Annotated in this window: 13 protein-coding genes; 1 reads left to right on the forward strand and 12 read right to left on the reverse strand. The window is 65.0% G+C overall.

Translation table 11 applies throughout. The features are described from left to right. The first annotated feature begins 47 nt into the window (after positions 1-47). A complete protein-coding gene (locus LH400_RS26355; protein ID WP_370638386.1) occupies positions 48-377 on the forward strand; it encodes a LysR substrate-binding domain-containing protein in 330 nt (109 codons plus the stop codon). A gap of 276 nt (positions 378-653) precedes the next feature. Here LH400_RS26355 and LH400_RS11540 read toward each other — a convergent pair whose 3' ends face one another. The 12 genes from LH400_RS11540 to LH400_RS11595 all read right to left on the reverse strand — a co-directional run bounded on the left by LH400_RS11540 (position 654) and on the right by LH400_RS11595 (position 13,599). After that, positions 654-2,132 carry an NAD-dependent succinate-semialdehyde dehydrogenase gene (locus tag LH400_RS11540; protein ID WP_229152833.1) on the reverse strand — a complete coding sequence of 493 codons (1,479 nt, stop codon included), beginning with the start codon at positions 2,130-2,132 and terminating at the stop codon, positions 654-656. Positions 2,133-2,217: 85 nt separating this feature from the next. Then, a complete protein-coding gene (locus LH400_RS11545) occupies positions 2,218-3,405 on the reverse strand; it encodes a CaiB/BaiF CoA transferase family protein (protein WP_229152834.1) in 1,188 nt (395 codons plus the stop codon). A gap of 48 nt (positions 3,406-3,453) precedes the next feature. Continuing rightward, positions 3,454-4,764 carry a TRAP transporter large permease gene (locus LH400_RS11550; protein ID WP_229152835.1) on the reverse strand — a complete coding sequence of 437 codons (1,311 nt, stop codon included), beginning with the start codon at positions 4,762-4,764 and terminating at the stop codon, positions 3,454-3,456. Beyond that, complete coding sequence (locus tag LH400_RS11555) at positions 4,761-5,249, reverse strand: TRAP transporter small permease (protein WP_229152836.1); 489 nt, start codon at positions 5,247-5,249, stop codon at positions 4,761-4,763. The genes LH400_RS11550 and LH400_RS11555 overlap by 4 nt, the downstream gene beginning before the upstream one ends. Positions 5,250-5,343: 94 nt before the next feature. Beyond that, positions 5,344-6,363 carry a TRAP transporter substrate-binding protein gene (locus tag LH400_RS11560; protein WP_229152837.1) on the reverse strand — a complete coding sequence of 340 codons (1,020 nt, stop codon included), beginning with the start codon at positions 6,361-6,363 and terminating at the stop codon, positions 5,344-5,346. Positions 6,364-6,457: 94 nt separating this feature from the next. Beyond that, the gene (locus LH400_RS11565) at positions 6,458-7,471 is read right to left on the reverse strand and encodes a MaoC family dehydratase (protein WP_229152838.1); all 1,014 of its coding nucleotides are present in this window, start codon (positions 7,469-7,471) and stop codon (positions 6,458-6,460) included. Between the two features lie 24 nt (positions 7,472-7,495). Beyond that, positions 7,496-8,098 carry a DAK2 domain-containing protein gene (locus LH400_RS11570; protein ID WP_229153168.1) on the reverse strand — a complete coding sequence of 201 codons (603 nt, stop codon included), beginning with the start codon at positions 8,096-8,098 and terminating at the stop codon, positions 7,496-7,498. 2 nt (positions 8,099-8,100) lie between these two features. Further along, positions 8,101-9,102 carry a dihydroxyacetone kinase subunit DhaK gene (locus LH400_RS11575; protein ID WP_229152839.1) on the reverse strand — a complete coding sequence of 334 codons (1,002 nt, stop codon included), beginning with the start codon at positions 9,100-9,102 and terminating at the stop codon, positions 8,101-8,103. Positions 9,103-9,123: 21 nt separating this feature from the next. Further along, complete coding sequence (locus tag LH400_RS11580; protein ID WP_229152840.1) at positions 9,124-10,854, reverse strand: acetolactate synthase catalytic subunit; 1,731 nt, start codon at positions 10,852-10,854, stop codon at positions 9,124-9,126. Next, entirely contained in the window at positions 10,851-11,717 is an 867-nt protein-coding gene (locus LH400_RS11585; RefSeq protein ID WP_229152841.1) for a hypothetical protein, read from the reverse strand. The genes LH400_RS11580 and LH400_RS11585 overlap by 4 nt, the downstream gene beginning before the upstream one ends. Next, positions 11,714-12,613 carry a CoA transferase subunit A gene (locus tag LH400_RS11590; RefSeq protein WP_229152842.1) on the reverse strand — a complete coding sequence of 300 codons (900 nt, stop codon included), beginning with the start codon at positions 12,611-12,613 and terminating at the stop codon, positions 11,714-11,716. The genes LH400_RS11585 and LH400_RS11590 overlap by 4 nt, the downstream gene beginning before the upstream one ends. Beyond that, positions 12,610-13,599 (reverse strand): ABC transporter permease, encoded by a 990-nt coding sequence (locus tag LH400_RS11595; protein WP_229152843.1) that lies wholly within the window; start codon positions 13,597-13,599, stop codon positions 12,610-12,612. Before LH400_RS11595 ends, LH400_RS11590 begins: the two co-directional genes overlap by 4 nt. Position 13,600 lies beyond the last annotated feature (1 nt).

Consider the following 13,600-nt stretch of genomic DNA (forward strand, 5'->3'; position numbering starts at 1 on the left):
ATCGCTCTCCGTTTGCGATCTTGAATCAAATTCCAAGGTAAAGCGGAATCCCTGAATGCAGACGCAACCTAGAGCAAGCTGATCAGAATGTCGTCACGGTCGCCTGCACTGTCTGTACTGGGACGTACTGGCTAATGCCGCGTCTGGCTGAATTCTACGCTCAGCATCCCGACATTGTCGTGCGGGTTGTGCTGACATCCACAACCCCGCGGTTTACGGCCGAAGTCGACCTGCTGATCCGGTATGGCGCAGGCGATTGGCCGGACGGCAAGTCTGAACCGCTCTTTAGTGAGCGGATGATCCCCCTCTGTAGCCCAAAGACCATTGAACGTCTTGGCTCCGGAAATTTTCTCAGCAGCTACCCTCCTTCACGTTGAGACCGACGAGGGCTTTTCGCCTGGCTGGGGCGAATATTTCGACGCGACCGGACTGCCGCATGACCGGAAAGGGGATCTCTCTTTCGGCGATCAGGTACAAGCGACACAGGCAGCGTTGGCGGGAATGGGAGTGATGCTCGGATGGAGCGCGAACACCAGTGACCTCGTTCGGGAGGAGCGGCTGGGTGTCTTCCACAATCACCCGATCATGCCCGGTGGCGCCTATTATTTGGTGAGGCCGCTGCAGGGTTTGAGCAAGCCGGCATCTGTGTCCGTTCAGACGGACAGACAAAGGTATTTGATCTCGGTGAACTCATCCATGCCGTGCCGCGAGCCCTCGCGTCCCAAGCCGGATTGCTTGACGCCGCCGAAGGGCGCAACCTCGGTCGAAATCAGGCCGGTATTGATTCCGACCATGCCGTATTCCAGAGCTTCCGCGACCTTCCAAACCCGACTCATGTCCTTGGCGTAGAAATAAGACGCCAGCCCGAAAATCGTGTCGTTGGCTAGCTCTATCACCTCATCCACCGTCTCGAACTTGAACAGCGGCGCGAGCGGGCCGAAGGTCTCCTCCTGCGAGAACGCCATGTCCCGCGTCGCGCCGGTGACGATGGTCGGCTCGAAGAACGTGCCACCCCGCTCGTGCCGGTGGCCGCCCATGACCACCTTGCCGCCTCTGGCTTCGGCGTCCTTGAGGTGCTCCTCGACCTTCGCGACTGCCCCCGCATTGATCAGCGGGCCGAAGGAGACTTCCTCGCTCAGCCCGTCCCCGACCTTCATCCTCGCCAGTGCCACGCCCAACTTCTCGGCGAAGATGTCATAGACCCCGGCCTGGACATAGATCCGGTTGGCGCAGACGCAGGTCTGGCCATTGTTGCGGAACTTGCAGATGATCGCGCCCTCGACAGCGCTGTCGATGTCGGCGTCGTCGAAGACGATGAAGGGCGCGTTGCCCCCCAGTTCCATCGAGCATTTCATCACTTGGTCGGCGGCCTGGCGCAGCAGAATGCGGCCGACTTCGGTCGAGCCCGTGAATGTCAGCTTGCGGACCTTCGGGTTCTCGCAGAACTCCTTGCCGATCTCGGAGGAGCGCGACGAAGGGATTATGGACAGTACGCCCTTCGGAATGCCGGCGCGATCGGCCAGAACCCCCAGCGCCAATGCCGAGAGCGGCGTCTCGGCGGCGGGCCGTGCGACGAAGGCGCAGCCCGCGGCCAGCGCCGGGCCGGCCTTGCGGGTGATCATCGCGTTGGGAAAGTTCCAGGGCGTGATCGACGCCGCGACGCCGATCGGCTGGCGGATCACCACGATCCGCTTGTCGCGCTGGTGGCCGGGAACGGTCTCGCCGTACAGCCGCTTTGCCTCCTCGGCGAACCATTCGATGAAGGAGGCGCCGTAGAGGATCTCGCCCTTGGCTTCAGCGAGCGGCTTGCCCTGTTCAGCGGTCAGGATGGTCGCCAAATCGTCGGCATGCTCGACCATTAGGTCGAACCATTTGCGCAGCACGCCGGCCCGCTCCTTGCCGGTCCACTTCGCCCAATCCTTCTGCGCCGTATAGGCGGCGTCGATGGCCTGCTCGGCCTGCGCACGGGACAGGTCCGCGACGCTCGCGACGACGTCGCCGCGCGCCGGGTTCGTCACCTCGAACGTCGCCCCATCCTCGGCATCGGCCCATTCGCCGCCGACATATCCACGGATCGCCAGAAGGTCGGGATCTTTCAGAAGGCTGGATAACTCGGTCACGGTGTGTCTCATGGTATATTTCCTGTTCGTCCGCCGCTTTGCTGCACAAAGCGTCGACGGGTGGACGAGTGCGGCGCGGTCAAACGCCCGATCTGGTTCAGACAGCTTTGCTCTCACGAAGCGCCGCGACGCCGGCATTGTCGAGCTTCAGCCAGTCCTTCAGGACTTCATCTGTATGTTCGCCCACGACCGGCGGCGCGTGGCGCAGCTTCCCGGGCGTTTCGCTGAGCTGAATGGGGATGCCTGCCATGGTCAGCTTGCCGTAGGCCGCGCTTTCGACCTCCATGATCTGACCGCGTGACCGAAGCTGTTCGTTAGCAAATATCTCTCCGATCCGGTCGATGCGCGCGCAGGGAACGCCGGCCTCCGCCATGATCTCGATGACCTCCTCCGAGGCGCGGGTCGATGTCCAGCCGGACACGATCGCTTCCACCTCCGGCACTCGCTTCAGACGTTCTGCGTTCGAAGCGAAGCGGTCGTCCTCCAGAAGCGAGGCGTGGCCTGTCGCCTTGGCGAAGCGGGGAAAGAGGGCGTCGCTGCCGGCGTTGATATGCACCCACCGCCCGTCGCCGCATTCGAAATTGCTGGCCGGGGAGGAATAGCGGTCGCGGGCACCGCACCTCGTCAATTCCTTTCCGGTGAGAGCGTATTCCGGAATGGCGGTCATCAGGAGCGACGTGGTGCAGTCCAGCATGGCAAGGTCCACCAGCTGCCCCTCGCCGGTGCTGTGCCGCGCTTCGACGGCCGAGAGAACGCCGATCGAGGCGTAGAGGGAGGTGACGTAATCGACGATGAACGTCCCGGCGGGCAGCGGTTCGCCGCCCTCTTCTCCGGTCAGTTGCATGATACCGCCGCCGGCCTGGGCGATCGCGTCGAAACAGGGCTTCTTGGTCCATGGGCCGGTCTGCCCATAGCCCGAGATCCTGACCATGATCAGCCTCTCGTTCATGGCATGCAGGGTTTCCCAGTCGCATCCCATCTTTTCGAGGGTCCCCGGCCGAAAGTTCTCGATCAGGACATCGGCCTCGCGGATCAGCTTGCGCAACAACTCCTGGCCGGCCTGTGACCTGAAGTTCAGCGTCATGGCCCGCTTGTTGCGATTGAACACCAGCGTGTAGATGCCGTGCTCCCCGATCTTCGGGTCCAGGAGGCGCGTTTCCTCGCCGCGGCCGGGGGTTTCGACCTTGACGACGTCGGCGCCCATGTCGCCGAGGATCATCCCGCAATTCGGGCCGGCAATGTAGCGGGACAGGTCCAGGACCTTGAGGTTTTGCAATGCTTGCATGGTTCTCACGCTGGGAATCGAGGGTCGGAGAGTGCCGCCGTGGGCGGGCTATCTGCCGAAGACGAGGCTGGGCACGAAGGTGATGGCCTGAGGCACGAACATCAAAAGCAGGCACACGAGGAACTGGACGCCGACAAAGCAGGCGGTGACCCTGACCACGCTGGTCAGGGGTATTCCCGCGATGCTGCAGCCTATGAACAGGAGCGTTCCGACGGGCGGCGTACAGGCGCCGAGGAGCGAGACCATCACGATGATCACGCCGTAGTGGATCGGGTCGAACCCCAGAAGATGGCCAATCGCCGCCAGCGGCGCGGCGAACATGATGAGCATCGCCGTGACGTCGAGGACGAAGCCCATCACGAACAACATCGTCATGATGAGGGACAGGTGGACATAGCGGTTGTCGCTGGCCATCCCGATGGCGTGCAGGAGCCAGTCCTGGAAATTGTACCGGGTCAGGATGTCGGAAAACAGCGTCGAGAACGCGATGATCGCCATCACCACCGCGGTCAGGATCGCGCTGCGGAAGGCGGCGTCATAGATCTTCTTCGCCGTCAGCGTCCCGTAGAAGAACAGCCCGGCGATCATCGCGCAGGCAACGGCCAGAACGCCGGCCTCGGTCGGTGTCGCGAAGCCCCCGACGATTCCCCCGATGATGATCAGAGGGATGATCAGCGCGATCGAGGCATCGCGGAACGAGACCAGGAGCTCGAGCCAGTAGGGGGTGTTGCTGGTCATTGCCGCTTCGGCCCCGCGGAAATCATAGCCCCGCAGCCGCCCGACTATGGTGGCGACGACGATCAGGGACGCGCCGAACAGGAAGCCGGGAACGATGCCGCCCAGAAAGAGCTGCCCGACGGACAGGCTGGTCAGGGAGCCGTAGAGAACCATCAGGATGCTTGGCGGGATCAGGGCCCCGATCGTGCCCGAGGTCGCGGTCACGGCGACGGCGTAGTCGGCGTCGTATCCCGCCTTCTTCATCGACGGGATCAGGAGCGACCCCATTGCGGCACTGTCGGCGGTGATCGAACCGGAAACCCCGGCGAAGATCATGCTGGAGAGGATGTTCACATAGGCCAGCCCGACGCGGAAGAACCGCCCCACGAGCACATGGGAGAACCGGACGATCCGCGCCGTCAGGCCGCTGTCGGTGCAAAGCTCGCCGGCGAAGATGAAGAACGGGATTGCCAGGAGCGTGAAGGAATCGATGCCCGAGAAGAACTTGGATGTCACGATATAGGCAATCATACCGGGATCGATCGCAATGATGAACAGCGATGCCGCGCCGATGGCGAAGGCGATCGGCGTTCCGATCGCGATCAGCAGGAAGAAGCACACAAAGAGGATCGCGATCGTCATGGCGTGTCACCCGTGGCCGGCTGGCCGCTATCCCTGCCGGTGACGATGCGCAGAAGCGAATAGAGGGTCTGCAGGACGACAAGCACGCCGCAGATCGGGATCCCCATGTAGACATAGGCCATAGGCACCTCCATCGCCGCAGAGAACTGGTCGAAGTTCCAGGTGATCATCTGCACGCCGTAGTAGATCATCACCGCGAAGAGGATCGTGACGACCAGGTGGCTGATCACCGCGAGGATGCGCTGCGATCGCGTCGAGAGCCGTTCGGTCAGCATCGTGAGAGTGAAGTGGGATCCGGTCTGCAGGGCGACGCCGATGCCGAGGCAGGTGACCCAGAAATTGAGATAGCGGGTCGCTTCGCCCGCCCAGTAGAGGCTCGGCAGGGCCGGAAACATCCGTGCCAGCGTGGCGAGAAAGGTGATCAGCGTCATGGCCAGGAACAGGAAGACGATGACCGGCTTGAGCACTTTCGTCAGAATTGGCATTCGATCGCTCCCTTAGCGCGCTGCGCCAGGCCAGTTGCGGAAATGGTCGGAGCAGCTGGGGCGGCGCATCGCGCGCCGCCCTTCGCGGCCTGACTCAGTCCTTAGGCATGACCTCGTGAATGCGCTTCAGCAGCGCCTCCGCCTGGGGCCCCACCTTCTCGGCATATGCCGCGGAGAAGGGGGCCAGCCTGTCGCGGAATTTCTCGGCCTCGCCGGGCGCGAGTTCGACGATCTCGAGGCCCTCCTTCTTCATCTTCGCGATGACCTCGTCATTGGAGGCGAGGACGTCATCGAGCATGATGTCCGTGGCCTTCTTGCCGGCGGCCTTCATCACCGCCTGGTACTCCGGCGGCAGCGATTCGAAGAGCTCGAGGTTGATGGCGAGATAGCAGGGATTCACGATGTGCCGCGTCATGACGTAGTAGGGCGCGACCTCGTAGAACTTGTTGTTGTAGGTGGTCGACGGCCCGGACTCCATGCCGTCGGCAACGCCCGTCTGGAGCGAGGTGTAGGCCTCGGAAAAGGCCGTGGGCGTGGGGACAGCGCCCAGCGCCTTGGCCATTCCGACGTAGAGCGGGGCCTCGGGAATGCGGAGCTTGTAGTCCGTCATACCGGCCAGCGTGTCGAAGGATTTGACCGAGTTGACGCTGCGCGGGCCCTCGTAGCCGAAGCCGAGCATCTCGTAGCCCTTGGCGTTCGCCAGCGCGTTGATGTCGTCCAAAAGCGCCCAGGTCACGTCATTGATGTCGCGGGTCTGGGGATAGAGGAACGGCAGTTCCAGCATGTAGAGTTCGGGAATGAAGCGGCCGATGCCGCCGCCGCCGCTCATCACCATGTCGATCGAGCCGCGCCGAACCGCTTCCGAAGCCTCGCGTTCGTCGCCCAGCTGGTTGTTGCAGTAGACCTCGATCTTCACGTCGCCATTCGTGCCCTCGTCGACGAACTTGGCGAAGTTGTGCGTCTCGATGCACATCGGGTGGTTTTCGGGATAAAGATTCGACAGCTTCATCGTGTAGGTCTCGGCCGCGGCCGGACCCGAAAGCGGGGCGAGCATCGTCGCGGCCACGGCCACGATGGCGGACCTCTTGGTCCGGCTAAGCAGTTTCAGGTTCATTTCCGTATCCTCCTCTTCTGTTGGATCTTTCCTGCACGCTAGGGCGCGATGGCACGCATCGCGCGACGTCGGGGCCACCTCCCGGCCCCCGTGGTCACGCCGGGATCGGGCCGCGCGCCCAGCCGACCGTGGTCGGCTTCTGGTCCGAGGCGCGGCGGATCCAGACTTCCAGTTCCGCCTGCGGCCGGCCGTTCTTGTCGGTCTCGATGCCGACGACCTTTCCGTAGACACGGATCGGCTCGAAGACCTCGAGCGTGTTGATGAACTTCACCTGGAGCCAGCCGCTGGTGAACCATGCCGCGCCGAAGGCCCGGGTCAGGAACTCTCCCAACACCCCTACCTGCTGCTGGCCTTGCACGATCGGCATGCGCAGCTGGCCGGCTCTGGCCACGAGGAAATCGCTGTGCGTGTTGCGAACGTATTCTCCGATCCGGGAGAAGACCGCGGTCTGCTCGGCGGTGATGACCTTGGAGAGCGGCACCAGTTCGTCGCCGATTGCGGTATCGGGGCCGATGCTCTCGACCTGGCGGGCACCTTCGACCAGATCGCCGCTGACCCGGCGCTCGGGCGTGCCGCTGCCGCGACCGGCGATCGCGCCGGGCACGGTGCGCAGGATCTCCACGCCCCTGTGACGGATGATCGTGCGCCCGTCCTCACCGACGGCGCGCGCTTCCATCACGACATAGCCTTGGCCGCGACGCTCGAAAGCCTCCACATATTCTCCCGACAGCGTGACTTTCTCGCCGAGGAAGACGGGGTTCTCGAACCACATCTGCTCTTCCGTGTGAAAGCCGACCGTCTTCGAGCCGGCGTATTTCAACGTGAAGAGCTGGACGAGGTCGTTTCCGAGAAGGCAGGCTTGGCCGATCCGCTTCCCGCCGAAGGGGCTGCCCTCAAGCGACCACGGATTGTAATCATCCTGCGTGAATGCGAAGCGCTTGATCTTGTGATCGTCGACCGTGATGGTGATCGGTCCGAAGCTCTCGGGAATGTCGAGGTTCTCGAAGACCGGGTCCTTCAGCCCGGCTTCCAGATCGTCGAAGTCGCCCGCGCGGCGGGGGTCGGTAAGATCGCGCCAGGGCGTCTCGTTCCGGGTGTCGGTCGTCATGATTGTGTCCTCCCTCGTGACGGTTCAAGCTTCTGCCCGTGGGCCCTGCGCCAGCAGGAGGGCGATCGCGAGCATTCCCGGATCGTCGGCGCCGGTACTCTTTTCGGGAAACATGCGCGCCCGCCCCACCTTGCAGGGCAGGGCCCTGAACGCGTCGAGCGCGTCGCGCGCGGCCCTCTCTGCGCCGGCGAGCGTGGCTGGGCCCGCGCTCAACGCTCTCGCGATCGCGTCGAGGCTGTCGATGACGGTCTTGTCGCCGGTCGCAGCGCGCCCGCGCGATGCCACGGCGTCGCACATCGCCGAGACGACGCGCCCCATGTCGTCCGCCTCGATCCTGTTGCCTGCCGCCTTGGCTTCCTTCGCGAAGGTCATCGCGGCGGTGGCGACGAGCGTGCCGAGACTGGACCCGGTCTCCTTCATCGCCGCCTGTGCGAGCGCCATCGCCGCCTCGGACAGGCCGGCCGCGCCCGCGACGTCGACCTTCGCCATGGCCGCAAGCACGCGGCGCAGCATCGAGCCCGTATCGCCGTCGCCGAGCTTCGCGTCGGCGGCGTTCAGGCGCTGCTCTTCCTGCTGGACGGCTTCGTTCGCTTGCGCGACGAACCCCGCCAGGTCGTGCGTCGTCATAGTCACGCGGCGACCCTCCAGAACGGGCACGAGGCCGGCGCCTTGATAAGGGCCTCCAACTCGTCGTCGAGCACCATCAACGAGAGCGAGGCCCCGGCCATCTCCATCGAGGTGACGAAATTGCCCACGAGCGGCGAAACCGGTGTGATGCCGGCGTCCGCCAGACGCTCCGCGACCCGGCGGTAGAGGATGAAAAGCTCTTCGAGCGGCGTCGCGCCGAGCCCGTTGACGAGCGGAACGACACGACTTCCGCGACCCGGTGAAAGCTCTGCAAGAAGGCGGTCGAGCATCTCGTCAGCGACCGTGTCGGCTGCCGCGAGCGGCGCGCGCCAGATGCCCGGCTCGCCATGGATGCCCATGCCCATTTCCATTTCATCGGCGCCGATCTCGAAATTCGGCGCATCCGCCGTCGGCACCCGGCAGGGCGACAGCGCCACGCCGATGGAGCGCGTCGCGGCCCCCGCCTTGCGCGCGGCCTTCGCGACGCCGGCGAGGTCGCGGCCCTCCTCTGCGGCCGCGCCCGCCGCCTTGTAGAGAAGCACGATACCGGCGACACCACGTCGCTTTTCTGCCGATTCCGGTACCGCGCTCGCTACGTCGTCCGCGCCGAGGACGGTCTCGCAGGCAATGTCCTCCATCCCGGCCATCTCGCAGGCCATGTCGAAATTCATCCGGTCGCCGCCGTAATTGCCGTAGAGGCAGAGCACGCCGGCACCGCCGTTCGCTGCCCGGATCGCGTCGATGCAGGACTGCGCGCCCGGACCTTCGAAGACGTTTCCGATCGCGCAGGCATCGACCAGGCCCTGGCCGACATAGCCGGTGAACAGCGGCAGATGGCCCGAACCGCCCCCCGTCGCGATGCCCACCTTGCCGCTGCGGGCCGGTTCGGCGAGCGCGACGCAGCGCCCGCTTTCGCCGCCGAGGGTGAGTTCGGGATGGGCGGCCACCAGTCCCGCCAGCATCTCTTCGACATACGCCGAAGGATCATTCAGAAGCTTCTTCATTGGGCAGTCCTCCCCTATCCTTCAGTAGTTCAGCCGTTCGGCATTCTCGAAGATCGTTACCGGGGGGTAGGCCCGCTCGTCGGTCACGACGTCGATGACGGTCGAGGAACCGGAAGCGAGCGCGGTCTTCAGCGCCGGCAGGAACTGGTCTGACGTCTCGACGCGAACGCCCTCGACGCCGCAGGCGCGGGCAATCGCCGCATGATCGACCGAGGTGAAGTTGACGACATCCGAATGGTCGCCCCAGATGACCTTCTCGGCATGTTTCTGGTAGCCGAGGATCTGGTTGTTGAGGACGATGATCGTCACGGCGACGCCCATGCGCCGCGCCGTTTCGAGCTCGGACCAGACGTGAGCGAAGCCGCCGTCGCCGACCAGGCCCACGACGCGCGCCTCGGGCCGCGCCACCTTGGCACCGATCGCAAACGGCAGTCCCCAGCCGAGACCGGCGAGACCGCGCGGAGTGATGAATCGCTGGCCACCCCGCTGTGCGTCGAGGAAGTTCGCGACCCAGATCGACGAATAGCTGGCATCCGCGACGACGATGTCGTCGGGACGTAGAAGCCCGTTCAGATCGCGCATCAGCCGCTCCGGACGAACCGGCGCCTTGTCCATATCGACGACTCGAGCGACTTCTTCTCTATGCTGGCGCAGACCGTCGGCTATTCTCGCCTCGACCGTCTTGCGCTCCCGCTCGCGCTTGGAGAGATCGCTCTTTGCCATCCGCTCCGAGAGCGCTTCGAGCGCGAGCCGCGCATCCGCGACGATCCGAACGTCCACCTCGTAAGTCCGGCCGATCTCCTGGGGATCGATGTCGATCTGGATGTAGCGCGCGCCGCGCGGATAGAGCTGCCAGCTGTCGGTGCCGTTCTGGTTGGTGCGGTTGCCGACGAGCAGAACCACGTCGGCTTCCTCGACCATCGAGCGGAGGAACTTGCCACGCCCCCGCGTCCCCATGAAATAGCCGACAGGTCCGAGGGAAAGGGGATGGGCCTCGCCGACAGTGCCCTTGCCCATGGCCGTCGTCGCAACGGGCAGAGAGGCGCTCTCCTGGAGCTTGGCGAGGGCCTCGCAAGCGGCCGAGACATGGACGCCGCCGCCGGCGACGATCAGCGGTCTCTCGGCCGTGGCGAGAAGCTCCGCGGCCCGCTCGATCGCGTCAGGGTCCGGCCCGCTGCGGTCGAGGGGAAAATGACCGAGATTCGTCTGTCGCTCGTGTTCGCTGCGCCCGACGACCTCGTCGAAGAGGTCGATCGGCGCGATGAGCACCGCCGGACCCGGCCGCCCGGACGCGGCCGCGGTGAACGCCATGTCGACGTAGTCCTCGATCCGCTCGGCTTCGCTCACGCGGCGGATCCACTTGGCCACACCTTTGAAGAGGTCGAGATGGTCGAGTTCCTGGAAAGCGTTCCGGTCGGTCATCTTGCGATGCACGTCCTGGACCAGCGCCACGACCGGAATCGATGCCTTGTAGGCTTCCGCGAGGCCGGCGACGAGAAGCGTCGCTGCGGGTCCGTTCTGGCCGGTGACGACCGGCACCTTGTTGGAAACGCGCGCATAGGCATCCGCCATCGCAGCGCCGGCATTCTCGGTCCGGTAACCGATCTGCCGAATCCCGTAGTCGGGGGCGGCCAGGAAGAAGGCGGAAGGGATTGACTGTCCGAAGACGACCTCGACGCCGTGGCGCTTTAGGGCTCCGGCGAAGAGATGGGCACCGGTCGTATTGGCGCCTGCCGTGGTGGATGCGTTCATTGGGCAACTCCGGTAGTGGGGGCTCCCGCCGCCTTGCTGCCTCTGGGAAGCAATAGGCAGCGCGGATCGACGACCTCTCGAATGAGGCGCAAGCGTTCTGCATTGGGCAGGGGTGTTTCGGGGATGGTGTCGAGCGGGCCGAGATCGAAGCCCGTTTCGGCCTGTAGCTTCTCCCGATCGACGCCGGGGTGGATGCTGCGAACCTTCATCGCTCCCGCATCCTCGTCGAAATCGAAGATGCAAAGCGGAGTCATGACGAAGCGGGGACCACCCCAGTCAAGGCCGAGCGCTTCGCGGCCCTTGCGGCCGCCGGGAAAGCCGACGCCGGAGACGAAATCCACCCGTTCGACAAAGCAACGGCGCTCGTGGCGCGGCATCATTACGTACTCCCGACGAAAGCACGTCATGTGCTCGGGCTGCAGGATCGGCCCGACGAGGCGCACCTTCGGACGGCTGTGGTCGCCGATGCAGACGGAATTGATGTTGCCGACCCGGTCGACCTGTACCGCGGAGGAAAACCCGAAGGTCACGTCGCCGCGCTTGAGCGCCCACTGCCCCGGATAGTCGCGGGTTCGCGCTTCGGCCGGCAGGTCGCGCAATTGCGCGTCGTGCTCGCAGTCGGGCATGCGGTCGAGGACCGAAAGATCGGGATTGTGGTAGCAGCCGGCCAAGAGCATCGTCAGGTCGGGCGCATGCGTCAGGCGCGCGAGTTCCATCGCGACGACGGGAATGCCCGTGCCCCAGATCGCCGCCGCCTCCCCGGTGAGAAGGCCGGTGAAGCCGACCTCGCGATCGCGCATGTCGTCGGCGAGCACGCAGGCGAGCGCCTCGTACAGCGAGGCGGGTGCCAATCGATCGCTCATGTCAGGTCTCCGAGGTCGATCAATCGGGCAAGGCGGGCCCCGCCGACAGCGTCGAGATAGTCGTCGTTGCCAGCGACGCGCACGTGGCGGTCGAGCCATAATTGAAGGGCTGCCTCGTCGGCGGCCGTCGCCACCCATGCGGCGTAGGCGTCCCTGTCGGCGTGGTAGGCGCCAAGCGCCGGCGTCGGGTGCGCGCCCCAGGGCATCTCCACCACCGCCTCGACGCGATAGGACGGGATCTGCACCTGGTCCGCGTGCCGCCGGATGAAGGCGTTGTCGACGATCTTCTCCGCGGTGACGATCACCCGGTCGCAGGAGCGCGCGAGCAACACGTCGTTCGCCTGCGGCAGCAGGTGCTTGGCAGGCGTCACCACGTTGCCGCGCTCGTCGCAGGCGAGCGCATGGATCACCACGACGTCCGGATTGGCCGCAGGCACCGCATACATGATGCGCCCCGTCAGCGGGCAGTCGAACTTCTTGATGGCGCTGTTGGTGGTGAGAATGTCGAGCCCCCCGAGAAAGGGCACCGGCCAGAACGGCAGGGCCTCCTGATTGGCCCGGAAGCGATCCCAGCTCACCATCTCCGGATAGTCGACGACCTTCAGCCGACCGGCCTCGACGGCACGGCGGAAATGACGCGCCATGCCGAACGCCTCGAGCCCGACATAGGAGGTCTCGACGGCGTCGACGGCGCCGACGGCGGCGAGCAGGTCGACTTCGTAGGACTGGGCGGAACCTATGACGGTCAGCCCCTTCTTCTTCTGGCGAACGAGCTCGCGCACGAAGCCCATCGGCTTCTGGTAGACCGCGAAGCCGCCGAAGCCGATCCGCGCCCCGTCCGGTACGCTTGCAGCGGCCTGCGCGGCGCTGACGAGTTTGGAGCGGGATTTGCTCATGGTTCCGACCTTCCGCGCAGCATCGACCACCAGACGGCGAGGATGATCACGGTGCCCTGCGCGATCAGGAAGATCACCGGCTGGATGCCGTTCAGCACCATGCCGTTGCGCAGCACCGCCACGAAGAGCACGCCGAGGACGGTGCCGATGATCCGGCCCTTGCCGCCCGAGAGGAGCGTGCCGCCGACGATCACCGCGGCGATCACGTCGAGTTCCATCAGTTCGCCGACCGTGGGGCTTGCCGCGTTCAGCCGGCCGACGAGCATCATGCCGCCCAGCGCGGCGAGCAGTTGAACGACGACCATCACGGCGATGCGCAGGCGCCAGACCTTGACGCCGTAGCGGCGCGCTGTCTCCGCATCCCCGCCGATGGCGTAGAGATGCCGGCCGAACGGCATGGTCGACAGAACGAGCCAGCCGAGGGCGACGACGAGGATCATCACCCATATCGGCACGGGAAGGGCGAGAAATTCGCCGTACCAGACATTGCCGATGACCTCGGGCATGGGACCGACGGTGATGCCGTCGGAAATGAAGAAGGCGACGCCGCGCAGCGCGGAAAGCAGGCCGAGCGTGGTAATGAAAGTCGGGATGCCCCAGACGACCCGCAGCGCACCGATGAAGATGCCGACGACCGCGGCCTCGGCGAAGACGATGAGCGCCGAAAGAACCATCGGAACGCCGAGCTTCACCGTGAGGATCGCGAAGACCGTCCCCGCCAGGCCGACCTGGGAACCGACCGACAGGTCGATCTCGCCCGTGATGATCACCATCGTCATCCCGACGGCGATGATCGCAACCACGGAAGTCTGTTGCAGGAGGGTGACGAAATTCCCGGTCGACAGGAAGTTCGGAACGGTGACGGCGAACAGCACGCACATCGCCGCGAGCGCGACGGCGACGCCGAGTTCCGCCCGGTAGTCGGAAAGGTCCATGCGCGAACCGGCCGGCGCGGCCTGACGCGGCATGGTCGAGATCTTCGCCATG

This window comes from Jiella soli (genome assembly GCF_020615385.1).
Lineage (GTDB): Bacteria > Pseudomonadota > Alphaproteobacteria > Rhizobiales > Rhizobiaceae > VKMB-3413.

Coding starts and splice junctions, on each gene's coding strand:
- LH400_RS11540 (WP_229152833.1), bottom strand. CDS start 2,132: ATGAGACACACCGTGACCGAGTTATCCAGCCTTCTGAAAGATCCCGAC.
- LH400_RS11545 (WP_229152834.1), bottom strand. CDS start 3,405: ATGCAAGCATTGCAAAACCTCAAGGTCCTGGACCTGTCCCGCTACATT.
- LH400_RS11550 (WP_229152835.1), bottom strand. CDS start 4,764: ATGACGATCGCGATCCTCTTTGTGTGCTTCTTCCTGCTGATCGCGATC.
- LH400_RS11555 (WP_229152836.1), bottom strand. CDS start 5,249: ATGCCAATTCTGACGAAAGTGCTCAAGCCGGTCATCGTCTTCCTGTTC.
- LH400_RS11560 (WP_229152837.1), bottom strand. CDS start 6,363: ATGAACCTGAAACTGCTTAGCCGGACCAAGAGGTCCGCCATCGTGGCC.
- LH400_RS11565 (WP_229152838.1), bottom strand. CDS start 7,471: ATGACGACCGACACCCGGAACGAGACGCCCTGGCGCGATCTTACCGAC.
- LH400_RS11570 (WP_229153168.1), bottom strand. CDS start 8,098: ATGACGACGCACGACCTGGCGGGGTTCGTCGCGCAAGCGAACGAAGCC.
- LH400_RS11575 (WP_229152839.1), bottom strand. CDS start 9,102: ATGAAGAAGCTTCTGAATGATCCTTCGGCGTATGTCGAAGAGATGCTG.
- LH400_RS11580 (WP_229152840.1), bottom strand. CDS start 10,854: ATGAACGCATCCACCACGGCAGGCGCCAATACGACCGGTGCCCATCTC.
- LH400_RS11585 (WP_229152841.1), bottom strand. CDS start 11,717: ATGAGCGATCGATTGGCACCCGCCTCGCTGTACGAGGCGCTCGCCTGC.
- LH400_RS11590 (WP_229152842.1), bottom strand. CDS start 12,613: ATGAGCAAATCCCGCTCCAAACTCGTCAGCGCCGCGCAGGCCGCTGCA.
- LH400_RS11595 (WP_229152843.1), bottom strand. CDS start 13,599: ATGGCGAAGATCTCGACCATGCCGCGTCAGGCCGCGCCGGCCGGTTCG.